Genomic DNA, 19635 nt, shown 5'->3' with positions numbered 1-19635 from the left:
AAATAAAGCATAAATAAAAAGTAAATACGCGTTGTCCTATTTACAGTTTGGTCGATAATCATTTTAAGGCGACCGCAATCTTTATTTAAATTTAGCCCGTATGGCTTATTGTGTAGAAAATAATCCACATTATGTGGTATACTAGCTAATTCGCGAACGCTTCGGTAAAGACAGCTAATGGTAGCTTACATTAGCATCGTTTAACGGGTTGAAAACCGCTGATTAATCAATGAGTTATTATTCGGCAGTACGCGTTTAACAACTCCCAATTTAGTGTAAGGTATATTGTGCAAAGCAAGCAGTCCCAGATCAAACTCCTGATTGCCAAGGGTAAAGAGCAAGGTTATTTAACTTTTGCCGAGGTCAACGACCACCTTCCCCAAGACATAGTAGATTCGGATCAGATAGAAGATATCATCCGAATGATAAACGACATGGGTATTCAAGTATCAGAATCGGCGCCAGATTCTGATGAATTACTCATGCAAGAAACCACCGCAGACGAAGACGTGGCAGAAGCCGCGGCCCAAGCATTAGCCACCGTTGAAAGTGAGATAGGCAGAACCACCGACCCTGTTCGCATGTATATGCGAGAAATGGGCACGGTAGAACTACTTACACGCGAAGGCGAAATTGAAATTGCTAAGCGCATCGAAGACGGTATCAACCAAGTTCAGTGTTCAGTTGCTGAGTACCCAGAAGCAATCACGTATTTGCTAGACCAATGGGACTTGTTTGAAGCTGAAGAAATTCGTCTTAGTGACATCATCATCGGCTTTGTCGATCCAAACGAGCAAGATGTTGCACCCACTGCAACACACGTTGGCTCTGAATTATCTGAAGAAGAGTTAGAAGACGAAGATGACGACGATGCAGATGACGAAGAAGAAGAGGATACAGGTCCAGATCCGGAGTTAGCGCGTGAAAAATTCACCGCCCTTCGTGAGCAGTACAGCAAAACGCGTGAAATGATCGAATCTAAAGGTCGTTCACACAAAGACGCGCGCGCTCAGATCAACGAACTCAGTGAAGTATTCAAAGAATTCAGACTTGTACCAAAGCAGTTTGACCGCATGGTTAAAAACATGCGCAGCATGATGGACCGTGTACGTATTCAAGAACGCCTTGTCATGAAGTACTGCGTTGTTAACGCAAAAATGCCTAAGAAAGATTTCATCAAGGCATTTGCGGGCAACGAAACAAGCACTCAGTGGCTATATGACATGCTTGAAACCGACGCGCCATACATACCAAAGCTTGTCGAGTTTAAAGAAGAAATTGAGCGTAGCATCAGCAAGATGAACGCTGTTGAAGCCGAAACTGGCCTCATCATTCCAGACATTAAAGACATTAATCGTCGCATGTCAATCGGTGAAGCTAAGGCACGCCGTGCGAAGAAAGAGATGGTCGAAGCTAACCTTCGTCTCGTTATTTCAATCGCTAAAAAATACACTAACCGTGGCCTACAATTCTTGGATCTCATTCAAGAAGGTAACATCGGTCTAATGAAAGCAGTTGATAAGTTTGAATATCGCCGTGGCTATAAGTTCTCGACTTACGCAACATGGTGGATTCGTCAAGCAATCACTCGCTCGATCGCTGACCAAGCACGTACCATTCGTATTCCGGTACATATGATTGAAACGATTAATAAACTTAACCGTATCTCTCGTCAAATGTTACAAGAAATGGGTCGCGAACCAACACCTGAAGAATTGTCAGAACGCATGATCATGCCAGAAGACAAAATACGCAAGGTGCTTAAGATTGCAAAAGAGCCTATCTCAATGGAAACACCTATCGGCGATGATGAAGATTCGCACTTAGGTGACTTTATCGAAGATAGTAACATTGTGCAGCCTCTAGACTCAGCCACTGGCGGAAGTCTTAAAGATGCCACACAAGAAGTCTTAGCAGGCCTAACTGCAAGAGAAGCTAAAGTATTGCGTATGCGCTTCGGTATCGACATGAACACCGACCATACACTCGAAGAAGTAGGCAAACAGTTTGACGTAACGCGTGAGCGTATTCGTCAAATCGAAGCCAAAGCCCTTCGCAAGCTTCGTCATCCTAGTCGCTCTGAGCAGCTTCGTAGCTTTTTAGATGAATAGCTTCTTAGACGAATAACATCGCTTGATACAAAAAAGCCGCTGATTTTAAAATCAGCGGCTTTTTTTTATGCTTCAATTTGTTAACTAAGCAGCGCCCTGCTTAGCAACCCATTGCTGAACTCTGCGCTCTAATATCGACAATGGCATTGCTCCACCGCCTAACACGGTGTCGTGGAAGCCTTTAATATCGAACTTATCGCCTAGCTTTTTCTCTGCATCAGCTCGTAGTTCTTGAATCTTAAGCATTCCCACTTTGTAGCTTGTGGCTTGCCCCGGTAAAACCAAGTAGCGGCGTACTTCAGAAATGGCTTGCTCTTCGGTTACTGCAGAATTGGCTTTGAAGTAGTCGATAGCTTCTTGCTCAGTCCAACCTTTTGCATGAAGGCCCGTATCGACAACTAAGCGTATTGCGCGCCAAATTTCAGAGCCTAAACGACCGAATTCAGATAATGGGTCTTCAAAGGTCGCTGGCATTTGTTTTGCCAACCATTCCGAGTATAAGGCCCAACCTTCAGAATATGCAGTAAAACCAGCTTGTGTTCTGAATGTCGGCACACCTTCAAGTTCTTGCTGAATAGCAATTTGCATATGGTGGCCTGGAAGCCCTTCGTGATAAGCAATGACTTCAAGCTCGCGCTTTGGCATCGAGGTCATATCTGATAAATGAGCATAGTAAACACCTGGGCGTGAGCCATCTGGTGTAGAAGGGAAGTAATGCTGAGCAGCACCGTCTTGTTCTCTAAAGGCTTCAACGCGTTTTACTACCATATCGGCCTTGGGCAAGATACCGAAGTAGTTAGGTAACTCCGCTTTTATTTTATCAATGGCTGCAGTAGCGTCATCGATATACCCTTGTCTGCCCTCGTCATTATTAGGGTAATACAAACGCTCATCGTCTTTAGTGTCACGCAAGAAAGTAAAGAACTCGGGTAAGCTTCCCTCAAAACCAAATTCTTCTTTAATTTTCACCATTTCAGCGCGCAGCCTAGCCACCTCTGATAAGCCAATTTCGTGAATTTCATTAGCGGTGAGATTAGTCGTGGTTTGGTTAGCTAAACGCTCTTCGTAATATGCCACACCATTAGGTAAGGCACTGACACCTTTCGCATCAGGTGACGTATTAACACGATCTTCTTGCTGCCAAGCGATCAAGTTTTGGTAAGCTGCTTGAAATTCGCCTTGCAAAGCTGCTTGGATATCGGCAAGTAAGGCATCAGCTGCACTTTGCTCCAACTTTTCAGCTTGCACTAAACCTGCCACTTTTGCTTTTGCATCGGCCCATAGTGCACTGTCGTCCCCTTCGGTAAAGGGTGCACCAGTGATAATCTTTTGCGCACTTTCTATCGTAGCATCAAAGGCAAAATAAGGTGGGCGAACGCCATTTTCAGCCACAGTTTTAGATGCTGTAATAAGCTGCTCAACCGCAATTGCACTGCCTTTTATGCGCGACAAATAGTTTTGCATATCCTCAGCATCTTCTACTCGATGAAAAGAAATCAACAGTTGCGGAAAGAAAGTGTGAACCGCTTGCATTTGATCAAACACATAGCTGTTATTTCTGAATTTATCAGCTTCAATTGCGCGTTCGGCTTGATACATCCAAATATCATATGAAATCTTACCGCCATCGCTTAATTTGTCGTAATTGATGCTCGCTTTTAGTTCTTCGGCATTCGCAATCGTTTCTGCCATTTGCTTATCCATAGCCTCAACGGTAAATTCATCAATTTCACCTTGGCGCTCATCTCTTCCTAACATGGTCAGCTGAATTGGGCTATTCATGACTTGCGCTTCGTATTTCTGCTCAAACCACTCATTCATTTTTTGAGTTTCTTGTTGAATTTCTTCTGCGCTGAAGCTCTGCGCTGCCTGCGGAGCTGAAGCAGGTGACGATGTATTTGATGCTGGTGAGCAGCCGGCTAACGCAATAGTCGTCGCTAGCGCAATTAAAGTAAGTTTCATTTATATATTCTCCCAGTGAATTGTTATTTTTATAATTTAATACTTGTCATCCAAGCATACCCTATAAAAAAAGCTGCATCATTAAATGCAGCTTTTTAGATTTGCAACAAAGTGTGTCTTGTCTATGCAGAGGCCGAGAGCAAGTCCTAAAGTTCCGAGACGATTACGCCTGCATGAGTACTTAAACGAGAAATTAAAGCCTCATTTAGCGCGGAAGCAGGTGTCCAAAAACCACCGGCTAAATCAGGTACATCTTTGGCTAAACAAAGCGCAGATTGAGCCAACATTTTTGCTGTTGAACCATAGCCCGGGTCGCGATCTCCTTCAACTTTTATGACTATTTTTTGATTGTCTTCTAAGTTCGCATAGAAGCGCATATCAAACATTCCATTGAGTTGTTCTTCAGGGCTTGGACCCTCCCCAGGTTTAGGTAATACATACGATTCTAATAAGGAACGAATCGGCGAAACACTTGCACCCAACATAAATGCGCCAAGGCCCAGTGTAAATGTCCATGCCTGTGACGCTGTTTTAGCCGACATGGCTTCGTCATATCTAAACTCAGAGCCATACATATTATCAAGTAATGCATTTGAACGATGAACAACGCGCTCATTGATAGCCGCCATCACAAATGGCATTGTCCACATTTTCAATTGCTTATCTTGTTCAGCCTTCTTGTGATTCTTTTGCCTTACTGTAAACCCGTGATTGCTTGGACAAAGAACGTAAGGATTGACCAACGCTTTTCGTAACTGAGGGTCTTCTTTTGCTTCTTTAAGCACGTTCATCATACTGGCGATAGTGCCACCAGATGCAGCCCCCTTAATTTTACGTACACGCATTTTCACATGTTTAGCTGGCTGACCTGTGCGTTCGATTGCGCGCTTTTGCAAACTATACACGCCAATGTCTGAAGGTATTGAATCAAAACCAGTACAGTGCACAATCCGCGCGCCGCTTGTTTGAGCCTGTGACTCATACTTATCTAACATGGCTTTTATCCATTGTGGCTCGCCCGTCAAATCACAGTAGTCAGTACCTGACGTTACACAAGCTTTTATCAGCGCTTCACCATATAAGGCATATGGTCCAACCGTACTCACAACCACTTTAGTCTGTTCGCAAATCGCGCTCAAAGAAGACTCATCAGCCGCATCGGCAATAAAGTGTTCAATATTTAAACCCAAACGGTTTTTGAGTGCTAGCAACTTTGATTCACTTCTTCCCGATATCGCCCATGAATAACTTTCTGATTGATAGTTAGCCAAATACTCAGTCATGATTTGACCAACAAAAGATGTCGCGCCGTGTAAAATCAAATCATAGGCCTTGGTGCTTTCTGTCATGTTTTATCCTTTTAACCACTTCTATAGGTGGATATTAATTATTTAGGTACTATTTGACTTGCCGTGGTTTCGGCTTCTTCGTCATCGCCTTTTTTATATGGGATTTCTTGCTCCAATTCATTTAACTTATTAGTTCGTTTTTGCGGTGAACCTGTTCCTCTTGCGAGATATGAGTATGCGGTTGGAATAATAAACAGTGTCATAAACGCAGAAAATAACACACCTGCAAAAATAACCATTCCAATCACTGCTCTAGATTCAGAACCGGGCCCTGAAGCAAGTACTAATGGCAAAGCACTGAAAACCGTCGTAAAACCAGTCATTACGATAGGGCGTAAACGTAACATTGCAGCACGTTTCAATGCCTCTTCGAATTCAATTCCGGCATCTCTCAACTGATTTGCAAATTCAACAATTAAAATACCATTCTTGGCAGCTAGTCCAATCAACATCACTAACCCAATTTGGCTGTAGATATTAACCGACATGCCTGACAGATATAATCCCACATAAGCACCTACTAGCGCCAAAGGCACAGTAAACATGATAACCAATGGATGTATCCAACTCTCAAACTGAGCTGCTAATACTAAATAGGTTACCGCAAGCGCCAAAGCAAAAATGAATAAAAACGACGAACCAGACTCTTGATACAATAAAGACTCACCTTTATAGTCAATTGATACCTCTTCTGGTAATTCTGTGGCCACAATGTTTTCAAGGTAAGCAAGGGCTTCACCAACAGTGTAATCATCGGCAAGATTTGCACTGATCGTGACGGCTCGCATGCGATTGTAGCGATTGAGTTGATTTGAGGTCGCTTGTTCTTTGATGCTCAGCAAGTTATCCATAGGGATAAGTTCGTTGGTCCGTTGAGAACGAACGTAAATATTATCGATGCTTGAGGGGCTTCTAAAGTCAGCTTCCCAACCCTCTAGGATGACGTCATATTCTTGGCCCCTATCAAGGTAGGTCGACACGCGGCGTTGGCCAAGCATGGTTTCTAATGTGCGGCCAATTTCTGAAATTGATACGCCTAAATCGGCAGCACGATCTCTATCAATATTAACTAAGAGTTGCGGAGATGTTTCTTTGTAATCTGAATCTAGGCGCAGCAACTTTTTATTCTCTGAAGCCTTTTCAATGACAATATCACGCCATTCGATTAACTCTTCATAAGTGTTACCTTGCAAAACAAACTGAACCGGCCTGCCCAAGCCACGTCCGCCAATTGCAGAGCGCATGATGGCAAAAGCGCGAACATCAGGTAGTTGAGAAAGTTTACCACTCACCTCATTCATCATTTCAAAGGTAGAACGCTCTCTAGTATCCCAGTCAGCTGCCCCCACTATCGCAATTCCAGCTGTACCACCAAACCCAGGTGTTCTTACTAATACCCGTTTAAATTCGCCCGTATCTCTATATGGTAATAAAATATCTTCTATTTGTTTTAAGTTGCGAGAGTTGCTTTCAAAACTGGCGCCTTCTTGGGCCTGCATTAATATAAAGAAGTTTCCTCGATCTTCTCGCGGTACAAATTCTTCAGGAATTTTACTCTGTAACTGCAGTAACAATGCAATGCTGACAATAACGAGTAAAGCCATCACAAACGGTTGCTTGATGGTAACCCCTAAAGAATTGTAATAGCGTTGTTCAAGTTTCTTAAAGGATCTATCAACCCATAAACCAAACCCTGAACTGCGTTCGCGCTTCTTCAAGATCTTTGATGCGAGCATAGGAGAGAGCGTTAGCGCGGTAAAACTTGAAAACGCGACAGCGGCTGCAATTGCAAGCGCAAATTCAGTGAACAAACGCCCAATGTTCCCCTCCAAAAAGACTAAAGGAACAAATACTGAAATTAATACTAAGGTAGTCGCAATGACCGCAAAACCCACCTCTCTTGCTCCCCTGTAGGCAGCGAGAATCGGAGGCTCTCCTAATTCAATTCTGCGGTATATGTTCTCTAAGACAACTATGGCGTCATCAACAACTAGACCTATTGCAAGCACAAGGGCTAGCAAAGTAAGTAGGTTGATGGAAAAGCCGAGCATATACATCACCATAAATGCTGCAACCAGCGAGATAGGTACCGTTATCGCTGGTATCAACGTTGCTCGTACGTTACCTAAAAACACATAGATAACAATGATAACCATGATCATTGCTATCGCTAGTGTGTTGTATACTTCGTTAATCGACTCTTCGATAAACACCGAAGAATCATAACTTGGCACAATAAAAATATTACTTGGCAAGGTTTGCTCTATTCGTTGAATGGCTTCTCTTGCAGAGCGCGCGACCTCTAGTGTATTGGCTTTAGACTGTTTAACAATCCCCAAACCAATCATATTCACACCGTCACCTCTAAAATCGGTTTCATCGTCTTCGGCGGCAAGTTCGACCTTCGCAATTTCACCCAAGCGAATAAGATACCCATCGATACCCGCTTTTACCGTCAATTCAGCAAAATCACTAGGATTCAGGAAGCTTCGTGCGACTCTCACATCAAAATCACGTTCGTTAGATTCAACACGTCCAGCTGGCAACTCAACATTCTCGGAGCGAATGACTCGTTCTACGTCATCAACCGTGATGCCTCTAGCCGCCATTGCATTGCGATCTAACCAGACTTTCATCGCATAAGTACGCCCGCCTCCTAAGACAATTCGCGCGATACCATCTGCAGTAGATAAGCGATCAACAATAAAGCGATCGGCATAATCAGTTAACTCCATCGTGTCCAGGTTAGTACTGCGTAAGTTGTACCAAACGATAACATCCTCGTCAGAATTTGATTTTGCGACTTCAGGAGGCAGCGCTTGGTCAGGAAGGTTGTTAAGGACACGAGAGACTCTCTCTCTCACGTCATTTGAAGCAGCGTCGATGTCTCGTGAAAGGTTAAATTCGATGGTGATATTTGAGCGGCCATTTTGGCTAGAAGAGCTAACATTCTTAATCCCTTCAATACCACTAATACGATCTTCAATTAGTTGAGTGATTCGCGTCTCTATAATTTCGGCTGACGCCCCCGGATACTGTGTCGTTATTGACACAACGGGAGGGTCGATGTCTGGATACTCACGCAATGATAAAAAGCTTATTGCAACGATACCAAACACCAACAGAAGGAGGTTAATAACCGACGCAAATACAGGCCTTTTTACAGAAATATCTGACAGCAACATTATTGAGTACTCCCGTCATTTAGCACCCTTACACTCGCATTTGGACGCATTTTCAAGGTGCCCTCTACTACTACTCGTTGTCCAGGTGAAAGCCCATCAATTATTTCAACTAGGCCAGGGCGGCGTTGTCCAACAATCACTCTCGTTTTTATTGCTTTGTTTTCACTATTAACGACATATACTGACTGCGAATTGCCTTCAGGAATCAGTGCCGCTTCTGGAATCACTAAGGTATCCAAGACACGCTTTTGTAAGTTGATCTGCAACAGAAGCCCCGGGCGGAGAAGGTTTTGTTCGTTGGGTATTTGAGCGCGAATTTGAACTGAACGAGTGATAGGATCTATTCGTGAATCGATACTGGTAATTTTGCCTTCAAACTCTTGCCCGGGATAAGCCACGGATTTAGCGAATACACTTTGCCCAACAGCAAGGCTAGCTAAATGGGATTCAGATACACTAAAATCGACTTTCACTCTACTCAAATCATCCAGTGTCGTGATTGTATCTCCGGGGCGAACTAAACTACCAATACTGACTTCACGGATCCCCAAAGTACCGGTAAATGGAGCAAAAATCTGTAGCTCTCTTAATTGAGCTTTAATCACATCTTCTTGTGACTCTAATGCATCTACACGCGCTTTTTGTTCATCTAGTAACTGCTCAGAGGCGGCACTTTCTTTTGCCAACCCTTTCACTCTATTTAGTTGTCGCTTCGCTTCTGCGATATTGACCTTAAGTTCGTTGAGACGAGCTAACTCTTCAGCATTATTAAGCTCTAATAGCAATTTACCCTTTTCAACTGTTTCACCATCCTCAAAGTAGATATTTTTTACGACATCAGCTTCCTGTGCGGTAATTATCACTGATTCATTGGCGACAGCCGTTCCCAAGGCTTCAATAATGAGAGGAAACTCTTCCATCGCCACGGGGGCAACCACAACTGGGGTTTCGCTAGCAGCCCTTCCCGCGCCTTGTTTTGCTTCATCTTGAGGCCAATTAAGATAGATTAGAAAACCCACCAAGGCTAAAACACCGATTAAAAGAGGGGATACTTTTACAAACTTGGTCATTACTTTTCCTAATTTAGTACCGAAACGTCGCGTTCTTGCAGAGTTCTTGCTTTTTTTGCGAATAACGATTCGATTTACTTGATTCAATGCTCAATGCGCTTTAAGGTGCATGTCTAAACGCAATACATACTGCTAATTGTAGGTTCTAGATTGAAAACTTACACTATTATAATTTTATTTCTTTTGACTTTAGTTGGATGCACGCAAGCGCCCCCCCCTGCTCCTTCCTGTAGAGTTCATATTGACTATAGAGATACTCATCAAGGAAATGGTGCTTGCCTAGTGCGCATTCAAGATGGGCTTCTTACGGTTAAACATGAGCAATCTAACGCGATAGACCTGCCCAGAGGCAATTTTCTTTCACAAACCGAAACATCACAATGCGGCGCTCATCGTCACATGTGGGAACAGACAGGTTTAAATGTAAAAGTCGCTCAATTGCTGGGGGTCACAGCTCAAGGCTTGAGAATTTATGCCTGTCATTTAGGTGGGGGCTTTGAGGGCACTGAAGAAGTCATAGATGCTCCAAGCTGGATTAATGAAAGTATCGACAGAATCGGTTTTATTGACCCATTTGTAACGCGTTATGAGGCTTGGCAACATCCCAAAGACTTAATTTTAATTAGAGATGCCTACGTCGCCCAAGGACGCACGGAAATATTGAGTGACGCAGAGATTTTTCAAATGAGTCATGAAAATGAGCAATATTGATTAAGTGACGTATCAATGTATTTAACACCCTAGGTAACTATATCTTTTAACACACATACAAATTCAGGAGATCCTATGCCTCAGTTTAAAGCACCCTTAGCGGACTATCAGTTTTTGCTAAAGGACTGGCTTGCACTAGACGAGCATTACCAAAATATCGGCGCTCAAGATTTTGATTTTGAGCTAGTCAACGAAGTAATTTCACAAGGTGCAAAGTTTGCCGAGGACGCCGTCGCGCCATTAAACCGAGAAGGTGATGAAATAGGTGCAAAACTGGTTGATGGAAAAGTCACTACACCAGAAGGGTTTGCACAAGCCTACCAAGAGTATATTGCGAACGGTTGGAATGCGATGCTAGGTAATCCTGAGTATGACGGTCAAGATTTACCTTATTCTGCTGCGGTACCCGTTCACGAAATGTTAAATGCTGCCAATTTAAGCTGGCGTTTAACGACAATGTTAACAGAAAGCGCGGTGCTTGCAGTCGATAAACACGCTTCTCAAGCATTGAAGGATCAATACCTAGCAAAATTAATTAGCGGTGAATGGACAGGTACAATGAACCTGACAGAACCCCACGCAGGAACTGATTTAGCCTTGCTTAGTACTAAAGCAATACCTAATGGTGACGGTTCGTATGCTATCACGGGTAATAAAATCTTTATTACGGGTGGTGATCAAGATTGGACATCAAATATTATCCATTTAGTGCTTGCTAGACTGCCTGACGCACCTGCAGGAGTGAAAGGAATTAGTCTGTTTTTAGTGCCTAAATTTCTGCTTGATGAAAGCGGAGAACCTGCAACCCCAAATAATTTGGGTGTGGGCAGTATTGAAAAGAAAATGGGGATCAAAGCCAGTCCAACTTGCGTGATGAATTATGACGGCGCGACTGGATGGCTTGTCGGTGAAGAAAATAATGGCTTAGCTTGTATGTTCACAATGATGAACGATGCACGATTTCAAGTCGGACTGCAGGGTTTAGGTGCAGCTGAAGCCTCTTATCAAGGCTCATTAACATACGCCCGAGAGCGCTTGCAATCCAGAGCGCCTCAGGGTATTCAACAAAAAGAGCAAAAAGCAGACGCTATTATTCATCAACCAGACGTACGTAAAATGCTACTAACTCAAAAGGCGTTGACTGAGGGCTGTCGGGCTCTGTCGCTCCTATATGCTCAACAAATGGACGTCGAGAAGTACACTGATGGAGATGTTAAGCAAAAGGCAAAACAGGTACTCGCTTTTCTTACCCCCATTTGTAAAGGCTTTATGACTGACATGGGTACAGAAGTTACCAATCTTGGTATCCAAGTGTACGGTGGCCATGGTTATGTGCGTGAATGGGGTATGGAACAGTTAGTGCGTGATACCCGCATTGCGCAACTGTATGAAGGTACTAATGGCATTCAAGCGGCTGACTTGATTGGTCGAAAACTCACCCGTGATGGTGGCCACATGATGACTGCCACGTATGAGTTATTGAGTAATAAAGTATCTTCAATTAGCGATGCGCAGAGGCAATCACATGCAAATTCACTGCTGCAAGAATGGAAAGAAGTGTCGCATGGCTTGTTAGGCGCAAAGCCTGAAGATGCAGCTGGCGCTGCAACTGACTATTTGCATTACAGCTCTTATATTATTTTAGGTGTGTTATGGCAAAGTATGGCAGATGTGGCATCCGTGAATAGCAACGAATTGATTGCAAAGGGTAAAGCCAAAACAGCAGATTTTTATATAAAGCGCCTTTTACCACGCAAAGACAACCACAAGGCAGTTATATTGGACAATTCGGATGATTTGCTTGCACATGCAGATCAAGAGTTCGACTATGTGTAAGGTTAAATAATGTAACTTAATCAGTGTCAAAAAAAGAGTGCACGTTCGGACTCTTTTTTTGCTAACAACTAATCAATCTTAACGTAAACTCCTTTGTGCTAGAAACTTAGGTTTGACTCACGCTGATGTTTCTATACAGTTATAATGTAACGCTAAATAAATATCCCTCTAAACCAAAAGCAATCTAATTACTTTGAAAACATCATCCTATGTTCGATTATATCTCTACAGCCTTATCGCTCTACTTGCGTTTGCAGCCAATTCAGTTTTATGCCGACTGGCGCTGTATGAGCAAGCCATTGACCCCGCATCGTTCACACTTATTAGATTAATATCAGGTGCTGTTACACTAATAATACTTGTGCTTGTTCTCAAGCAAGCTTCTACAATAAAACAGGTAGTGAATAACGGAGACTGGTTATCTGCTTCTGCATTGTTTGTTTATGCCGCTGGTTTTTCGTTTGCTTATATTGCACTACCTGCAGGCTTAGGTGCGCTATTACTGTTTGGCAGTGTACAAATTACCATGATGCTTTATAGCCTTTTATCAGGTGAGAGGTTGGTAACACTTCAATGGTTTGGGTTTATTACTGCCATTTTTGGACTTATTTACTTGCTATTTCCTAATAGTGATAAGCTGCAAATAGACTCGGTAAATACGTGGGCAATTGCAAGCCTGTTGATGATTTTAGCGGGCATTGCCTGGGGGGTATACTCCATAAAAGGCAAAAGCGTTGCAAATGCAACACTATCTACAACAGACAACTTTTTAAGAGCAAGCGTGCTAGCGTGTGTAGGCTTTAGTGCTTACCTTGTCTCAAACGGAACCATACACCTTTCACGCCAAGGCTTATTTCTAGCGCTCATTTCAGGAACGATCACATCTGGGATCGGTTATGCAATATGGTATGCAGTATTACCTAAGCTAAGAGGTACGAGCGCTGCAAGTATGCAATTGAGTGTACCTGTCTTCGCCAGTATAGCGGGTGTCTTGCTGTTGAATGAGGCGCTTAGTTTATCATTAATCATTGCTTCAATCATGATTCTCGGCGGGGTTAGTTTGGTGATCAAATATAAGTAATTAAAATCATGTCAGACATTTTCTTTAGCTTTTTAAAACTAGGTTGCACAGCTTTTGGCGGTCCGGTCGCACATTTGAGCTATTTTCGCAGAGTATTTGTAGAACAAAAACAGTGGTTAAGCGATGAACAATACGCTGAACTTGTAGCAATTTGCCAAGTGTTACCTGGCCCGGCTAGTTCACAAGTTGGCTTTTGCCTTGGATGGCTAAGGGGCGGTTTATGGGGGGCATTAATTGCGTTTTTTGCATTCACGATGCCATCTGTCATTGTATTGATTTGTTTTGCTAACCTAGCCCAACAATGGCTTGGTAGCGAGTGGTTGTTGTTAGCAGTTGATAGTCTTAAGGTGTTAGCCGTCTTCGTTGTATTTCAGGCTGTGATTGGCATGCGTAAAAACTTTTGCAACAGTGTTTTGACATACTCTATAGCACTTATCGCGATGATTATAAGCATTGTATTTGAACACGCTTGGGTGATGGGTGCGACAATTATAATGAGTATGTTGATAGGCGCTTGGTCAATTAAAAACGAAGTAATTAGCCAAAAGCAAACCCTTTCAATTAATATCTCAGCACACAGTGCATCTATATCTTTAGTGTTGCTCGTTGGGGTGTTTGTGATCTTAGCGATTGCTAGCGATTTTGTTCTATTTTATCAAGCTGGCGCATTGGTATTTGGCGGCGGGCATGTGGTTTTGCCATTGTTAGAAGCGCCTTTGGTTGATACCGAGCTTATCTCACGTGAAGTGTTCATATCTGGATATGGTGCCACACAAGTTGTACCAGGTCCCATATTCACATTTGCTAGTTATCTCGGTTATGAATTACCAACCGACGCTGGATTTACACACAATGCGTTGGTAAATGCGCTAATCGCTACCTTACTTATCTTCGCACCGGGGTTTCTGTTAGTTATCGCTGTGCTTCCGTATTGGCAAACACTTAGTCAATACATCTGGTTTAAACGGGCAACACTAGGCGCTTGTTCGGCTGTGGTTGGCATTCTTGCTGCTACGCTCATCAACCCAATAATGAGTTCGACAATTAAGGAACCGCTTCAATTAGGGTTGATCGCCTTGGGTTTAATCATTGCAGTTCGATTTCATTTATCTTTGCTTTGGTTATTAGGCCTAAGTGTTGGTGTTAGCGTGGCTAATTACTTTTTTTGAAGGGCTACGTTAAACAGCAGAGCAATTCATGTTCTGCTGTTTAAACCACAACCCAGCTGCTATGCCAGTTCAGCTGAAGCTAATTTATCAGTTTTATCGTCTAATGAGGCTGGCACACAGCAGTTTAGCGCTTGCTTCAGATCCATCAAAATATCATCAACTGACTCTAAACCAACGGATAGTCTTATCAGGCCATCGCTAATACCGTGCGACAGCCGTTCTTTAGGGGTATAAGATGAATGTGTCATACTCGCAGGGTGCTGAATTAATGTCTCAGCATCGCCTAAAGACACCGCCCTTTGAATCATATTTAATTGATTCATCATTGCAATACCTGCTTCGAGCCCGCCGTGTACCTCAAAGGTGATCATTCCACCAAAGCCTTTCATTTGTTGCTGGGCAAGATTGTGATATTTAAAAGAAGATAATCCTGGGTAGCTAACTTCTTTCACGCTAGGATGACTTTGTAAAAACTTCGCCACTTTCAATGCGTTTTCACAATGGCGCTCCATTCTCAACGCAAGCGTCTTTAATCCTCGCATGATCAACATCGCGTTTAAAGGAGCAAGTGCAGCACCTGTCATATCTTTCAAGCCAAATAAGCGTATTGCTTGAATATCATCTTTGTTACCAACTACTAAACCAGCTACTAGATCTCCATGACCACCTAAATACTTAGTCGCAGAGTGAATAACTAAATCAGCGCCAAAAGCAATGGGATTACACAAGAACGGGGAGCAATATGTATTGTCTACGATCACTCGAATGTCTTGATTAAACTCATGTACCATCGCGGATACCTCACGAATATCTACCAGTTTCATATTTGGGTTTGCAGGCGTTTCGAAAAACACAACGCGAGTATTCTTTGTCAAATGCTGTTTCAGACCTTGACTATCGCTTAAATCAATGTGAATGACTTTAACGCCAAACTCTGCGAGCCCATGATTTAAAAAAGAAAAAGTGCAACCATAAAGCGTTTTATCAACGATTATTTCGTCACCGGGGCGCAAAAAAGTCCAAAGCGTAGACGTTATTGCCCCCATGCCTGACGCAGTGGCTAAAGCTGATTCTGCTCGCTCTAAAATAGCCATGCGTTCTTCCAATAATGAAAGGGTTGGATTTGAAATACGCGTGTAAAAATGGCCTTCTCTTTCACCAGCAAACATTTCACCACCGACTTGGGCAGTTTCAAACGCAAATGTTGAGGTAAAATGAACTGGCGGTGTTAGTGCCCCCTCATTTTCTTGTGCGTTGTATCCAAAGTGAATAGCATTTGTTTCAAAATTATTAGATTGGTATTTCATACTAAGAGCTCGACATTAATCAACCTACAGTATACTGCCACTTAACACGCATAAATTTGCGAATAAACAAACAAAAAACAAATTTTATGGCATATAATTTTAAAATATAGGTACTAATTGGCATTTTTATGGACAAAAAAGATAGAGAGATTTTACGTGAATTGCAGAAAGACGGCCGTATCACTAATAATGAATTGGCAAACAAAGTTAACCTCTCGCCCTCCCCGTGTTTACGCAGGTTAAAGAATCTCGAAAAGAATAAAATAATCACTGGTTACACTGTTGAAATTGATGCGCAAGCATACGGACTCCCTATTACGGTTTTTGCCAGAGTACAACTAGAAAAGCACAGTGATGAGGTGGTTAATAGATTTGAATCATGCATGCAAGACGCAGAACAGGTAATGGAGTGTTATGTCATGACCGGGGTATCCGATTACTTATTAAAAATTGTGGTAGCTGATTTGCACGATTACGAAGAGTTTGTGCGCAAAGTACTGCATCCGACAAAATGCATTGCGTCTATCGATACTAGTTTTGCTTATGGCACCGTTAAAAAAACAGCAATATTGCCTAGCCGGCCATAAAAAAAGACCTTAGCTATTAACAATACAGCTAAGGTCTTGATAGTTAACTCAAACCAAAAATCAGTCTATCATTGGAATAAGCTTATCGATCGATGCCTTTGCATCCCCGTAGAACATGCGCGTATTATCTTTAAAGAATAAAGGGTTTTCGATACCGGAATAACCGGTTCCCTGGCCTCGTTTAGAAACAAAGACTTGTTTGGCTTTCCAACATTCTAATACCGGCATGCCCGCAATCGGACTGTTTGGGTCATCTTGAGCCGCTGGGTTAACAATGTCATTGGATCCAATGACAATCGCAACGTCAGTTTCTGGGAAATCATCGTTTATTTCATCCATTTCTAGCACGATGTCATAAGGGACCTTTGCTTCAGCTAATAAAACGTTCATATGCCCCGGCAAACGCCCAGCCACTGGGTGAATAGCAAAACGAACGTTTTTTCCTTTGCTTCTAAGCTTGCGCGTTAGTTCAGCTACGCCTTGCTGGGCTTGCGCGACGGCCATTCCGTAACCTGGAATGATGACAATATTATCAGCTTCGTTCAAAGCCGTTGCTACTGAGTCTGCATCAATAGCAATTTGCTCACCCTCGACTGCCATTTGTTCACCCGCAGGGCCACCGAAACCGCCCAAGATAACCGACACAAACGAGCGATTCATTGCTTTGCACATGATGTAAGACAATATTGCCCCAGAGGAGCCAACTAATGCACCTACCACTATGAGTAAGTCGTTACCGAGTGAAAAGCCTATCGCAGCAGCTGCCCAACCTGAATAGCTGTTTAACATTGATACGACAACCGGCATATCGGCGCCACCAATTCCCATGATCAGGTGATACCCGATAAATAAAGCCAATACGGTCAATAGGACCAATGCTAAGACCCCACCGCCATTGAAATATATAATCGCCGATACCAAAGAAAGACCTGCGGCTCCTGCGTTCAATAAATGGCCTCCAGGCAATTTAGTCGCTGCACTATCCACCTTACCAGCAAGCTTTCCGTAGGCGATCACTGAGCCTGTGAACGTAACCGCACCAATCCAAATACCTAGGACGAGTTCTACCCGTAAGATAGAGATTTCCACTGCGGACTTTTTGGATAATAAGTACGCAAATCCATCTAACGAAGACTGTTCTATATAAGTCATAGACAATACTCTCGTTAACTCAAGATCGGCATTAAACCCTACAAACACGGCTGCCAACCCCACCAGAGAGTGCATCGCAGCGACAAGCTCCGGCATTTGTGTCATTTGCACCTTTGTCGCGAGTTGATAGCCAACTAAACCACCAGCTGCGATTAACACCAGAGATAAGATAGCCAAGCCTTTTCCTGGGCCGATTAAAGTTGCCAAGACAGCTAAAGCCATCCCGACGATACCATACCATACGGCGCGTTTAGCACTTTCTTGATTAGACAATCCACCAAGCGCCAAGATAATTAATACTGCTGAAACGACATAAGCCGCTGTTGTAAATCCGAAGTCCATTGTCCTCGTCTCCTTAAGATTTTTGGAACATGGCTAGCATGCGCCTTGTCACGAGGAAGCCACCAAAAATATTGATGCCTGTCATAAATACTGCCAACGCAGATAAAATGATAACCAAATATGACCCAGATCCTATTTGCATGAGTGCACCGAGGATAATAATTGAAGATATAGCATTTGTAATGGCCATTAATGGTGTATGTAGGCTATGCGCCACCCCCCAAATAACTTGGAAACCTATAAAAACGGACAATACAAACACAATAAAATGCTGCATAAAACTGGCAGGTGCCACCAAACCAACCGCTAATACCAATGCAGCACCTATACCCAACAGAGTAACCTGATTCTTTGTTTGCGCTTTAAACTCTGCTACTTCTTTTGCTTTCTCCTCTTCGGGAGTCAGTGTTTTAGGCTTCTCTTTCTTTTGTACTGCAATGGCCGCAACCTTCGGGGGAGGTGGTGGAAATGTGATTTCCCCCTGATGTGTAATCGTTGCGCCTCGAATTACATCATCCTCCATATTGTGATTAACCTGACCGTTTTTTTCAGGTGTTAAATCGGCCATCATATGACGGATATTGTTACCGTATAGTGTAGATGCTTGGGTAGCCATTCGTGACGGGAAATCAGTGTAACCAATGATCACAACACCATTGTCAGAAACAACTCGTTTGTCCATTTCTGTTAACTCACAATTCCCGCCCTTTTCTGCTGCTAAATCAACCACTACAGAACCTGGTTTCATTAACTCGACCATGTCCTTTGTCCAAAGCAACGGCGCTGCTCGATTGGGAATCAGCGCGGTGGTTATCACAATGTCCATATCTGCAGCGATTTCTCTAAATTTTTCAAGTTGCTTTGCCTGAAACTCTGGGCTTGAGGGAGGTGCGTAGCCACCTGTTTCGGCACCATCAGGAAGTTCACTGTCTTCAAATTCCAAAAATACGAATTCAGCGCCCATTGACTCTATTTGTTCCGCGACTTCAGGGCGGACGTCAAATGCATAAGTAATTGCCCCAAGACTTGTTGATGTGCCTATTGCAGCAAGACCCGCTACTCCGGCTCCAACGACAAGTACTTTTGCGGGTGGAACCTTACCAGCGGCCGTCACTTGACCTGTAAAAAAACGACCAAAATTGTTGCCCGCTTCAATTACCGCACGATAGCCGGCTATGTTTGCCATTGAACTCAACGCGTCCATTTTTTGCGCACGTGAAATACGTGGCACCATATCCATAGCAATCACATTAGCACCTTTTGACTGTGCTAATTCCATCAACGCTTGATTTGCCGACGGGTAAAAGAAAGAAATAAGTGTTTGGTCCTTTCTCAGTCGCTTTGCTTCAGTTTCGGTTGGTGGGCGAACCTTCGCAACAATATCAACTTCTTTATACAAAGCGGCAGCAGTCTTAATAATTTCTACGCCAGCCTCTTCATAAGCCTTATCAGAAAAACCAGCTAATTCACCTGCCTTAGTCTCAATAGCAAGTTCATATCCCAGTTTTTTCAAAGCCAAAGCACTTTCAGGAGTAATGGCAACACGAGCCTCTCCTTTAAATATCTCTTTTGGTGCACCGATTTTCACGTGACTTTCCTCTTTTGTAAAACGCGTCCATTGCACGCATTATCGGATTAGCAAGTTAAAGCACTCACTATAGATCTGAATGAATTCAGCTGTACTCACAATATCAAGTTAGTTCACAAAACATCAATAATCCCTGAGTCTTAGTTATTCCAATGTGAAAAACCATAAAAAAACTTATCTTTATT

Annotated in this window: 13 protein-coding genes; 6 read left to right on the top strand and 7 right to left on the bottom strand. The window is 43.1% G+C overall.

The features are described from left to right. The first annotated feature begins 284 nt into the window (after nt 1–284). Nucleotides 285–2111 (top strand): RNA polymerase sigma factor RpoD, encoded by a 1827-nt coding sequence (gene rpoD, locus KUL10_RS17750; protein WP_199509311.1) that lies wholly within the window; start codon nt 285–287, stop codon nt 2109–2111. 84 nt (nt 2112–2195) lie between these two features. Here rpoD and KUL10_RS17745 read toward each other — a convergent pair whose 3' ends face one another. The 4 genes from KUL10_RS17745 to KUL10_RS17730 form a co-directional block, all read right to left on the bottom strand. Then, nucleotides 2196–4073, bottom strand: a complete 1878-nt coding sequence (locus KUL10_RS17745) for a DUF885 family protein (protein ID WP_110430298.1) — start codon at nt 4071–4073, stop codon at nt 2196–2198. A 146-nt stretch (nt 4074–4219) separates the two neighbouring features. Further along, nucleotides 4220–5422, bottom strand: coding sequence for a trans-acting enoyl reductase family protein (locus tag KUL10_RS17740; protein ID WP_110430297.1), 1203 nt, complete (start codon nt 5420–5422; stop codon nt 4220–4222). A gap of 38 nt (nt 5423–5460) precedes the next feature. After that, nucleotides 5461–8607 carry an efflux RND transporter permease subunit gene (locus KUL10_RS17735; protein WP_110430296.1) on the bottom strand — a complete coding sequence of 1049 codons (3147 nt, stop codon included), beginning with the start codon at nt 8605–8607 and terminating at the stop codon, nt 5461–5463. Then, nucleotides 8607–9677, bottom strand: a complete 1071-nt coding sequence (locus KUL10_RS17730; RefSeq protein WP_110430295.1) for an efflux RND transporter periplasmic adaptor subunit — start codon at nt 9675–9677, stop codon at nt 8607–8609. Before KUL10_RS17730 ends, KUL10_RS17735 begins: the two co-directional genes overlap by 1 nt. 282 nt (nt 9678–9959) lie before the next feature. On the opposite strand from KUL10_RS17730, the gene KUL10_RS17725 reads away from it, so the two are divergent. The 4 genes from KUL10_RS17725 to chrA all read left to right on the top strand — a co-directional run bounded on the left by KUL10_RS17725 (nt 9960) and on the right by chrA (nt 14474). Continuing rightward, entirely contained in the window at nt 9960–10388 is a 429-nt protein-coding gene (locus KUL10_RS17725) for a hypothetical protein (protein ID WP_110430294.1), read from the top strand. A gap of 75 nt (nt 10389–10463) precedes the next feature. Continuing rightward, on the top strand, nt 10464–12224 hold the full coding sequence (locus tag KUL10_RS17720) for an acyl-CoA dehydrogenase family protein (RefSeq protein ID WP_110430293.1): 1761 nt from the start codon (nt 10464–10466) through the stop codon (nt 12222–12224). 193 nt (nt 12225–12417) lie between these two features. Further along, complete coding sequence (locus tag KUL10_RS17715; protein WP_110430292.1) at nt 12418–13305, top strand: DMT family transporter; 888 nt, start codon at nt 12418–12420, stop codon at nt 13303–13305. 8 nt (nt 13306–13313) lie between these two features. Continuing rightward, complete coding sequence (gene chrA, locus KUL10_RS17710; RefSeq protein WP_110430291.1) at nt 13314–14474, top strand: chromate efflux transporter; 1161 nt, start codon at nt 13314–13316, stop codon at nt 14472–14474. A gap of 59 nt (nt 14475–14533) precedes the next feature. Here the strand turns inward: chrA and KUL10_RS17705 are convergent, their stop codons facing one another. Continuing rightward, a complete protein-coding gene (locus KUL10_RS17705; RefSeq protein WP_110430290.1) occupies nt 14534–15781 on the bottom strand; it encodes a methionine gamma-lyase in 1248 nt (415 codons plus the stop codon). Between the two features lie 128 nt (nt 15782–15909). On the opposite strand from KUL10_RS17705, the gene KUL10_RS17700 reads away from it, so the two are divergent. Beyond that, entirely contained in the window at nt 15910–16368 is a 459-nt protein-coding gene (locus tag KUL10_RS17700; RefSeq protein ID WP_110430289.1) for an Lrp/AsnC family transcriptional regulator, read from the top strand. A gap of 60 nt (nt 16369–16428) precedes the next feature. On the opposite strand, the gene KUL10_RS17695 is transcribed toward KUL10_RS17700, so the two are convergent. Continuing rightward, nucleotides 16429–17862, bottom strand: a complete 1434-nt coding sequence (locus KUL10_RS17695; protein WP_110430288.1) for an NAD(P)(+) transhydrogenase (Re/Si-specific) subunit beta — start codon at nt 17860–17862, stop codon at nt 16429–16431. 13 nt (nt 17863–17875) lie between these two features. Beyond that, nucleotides 17876–19450, bottom strand: a complete 1575-nt coding sequence (locus KUL10_RS17690) for a Re/Si-specific NAD(P)(+) transhydrogenase subunit alpha (RefSeq protein WP_110430287.1) — start codon at nt 19448–19450, stop codon at nt 17876–17878. Between the last annotated feature and the right edge of the window lie 185 nt (nt 19451–19635).

Source organism: Glaciecola sp. KUL10, assembly GCF_003203515.1.
Classification (GTDB): domain Bacteria; phylum Pseudomonadota; class Gammaproteobacteria; order Enterobacterales; family Alteromonadaceae; genus Glaciecola.
This window is presented reverse-complemented; position numbering and strand designations above follow the sequence as displayed.

What these genes read in the sequence shown, in the direction of transcription:
- KUL10_RS17705 (WP_110430290.1), bottom strand. Translation starts at nt 15,781, where the DNA reads ATGAAATACCAATCTAATAATTTTGAAACAAATGCTATTCACTTTGGA.
- chrA (WP_110430291.1), top strand. Translation starts at nt 13,314, where the DNA reads ATGTCAGACATTTTCTTTAGCTTTTTAAAACTAGGTTGCACAGCTTTT.
- KUL10_RS17735 (WP_110430296.1), bottom strand. Translation starts at nt 8,607, where the DNA reads ATGTTGCTGTCAGATATTTCTGTAAAAAGGCCTGTATTTGCGTCGGTT.
- KUL10_RS17700 (WP_110430289.1), top strand. Translation starts at nt 15,910, where the DNA reads ATGGACAAAAAAGATAGAGAGATTTTACGTGAATTGCAGAAAGACGGC.
- KUL10_RS17745 (WP_110430298.1), bottom strand. Translation starts at nt 4,073, where the DNA reads ATGAAACTTACTTTAATTGCGCTAGCGACGACTATTGCGTTAGCCGGC.
- KUL10_RS17695 (WP_110430288.1), bottom strand. Translation starts at nt 17,862, where the DNA reads ATGGACTTCGGATTTACAACAGCGGCTTATGTCGTTTCAGCAGTATTA.
- KUL10_RS17730 (WP_110430295.1), bottom strand. Translation starts at nt 9,677, where the DNA reads ATGACCAAGTTTGTAAAAGTATCCCCTCTTTTAATCGGTGTTTTAGCC.
- KUL10_RS17740 (WP_110430297.1), bottom strand. Translation starts at nt 5,422, where the DNA reads ATGACAGAAAGCACCAAGGCCTATGATTTGATTTTACACGGCGCGACA.
- KUL10_RS17720 (WP_110430293.1), top strand. Translation starts at nt 10,464, where the DNA reads ATGCCTCAGTTTAAAGCACCCTTAGCGGACTATCAGTTTTTGCTAAAG.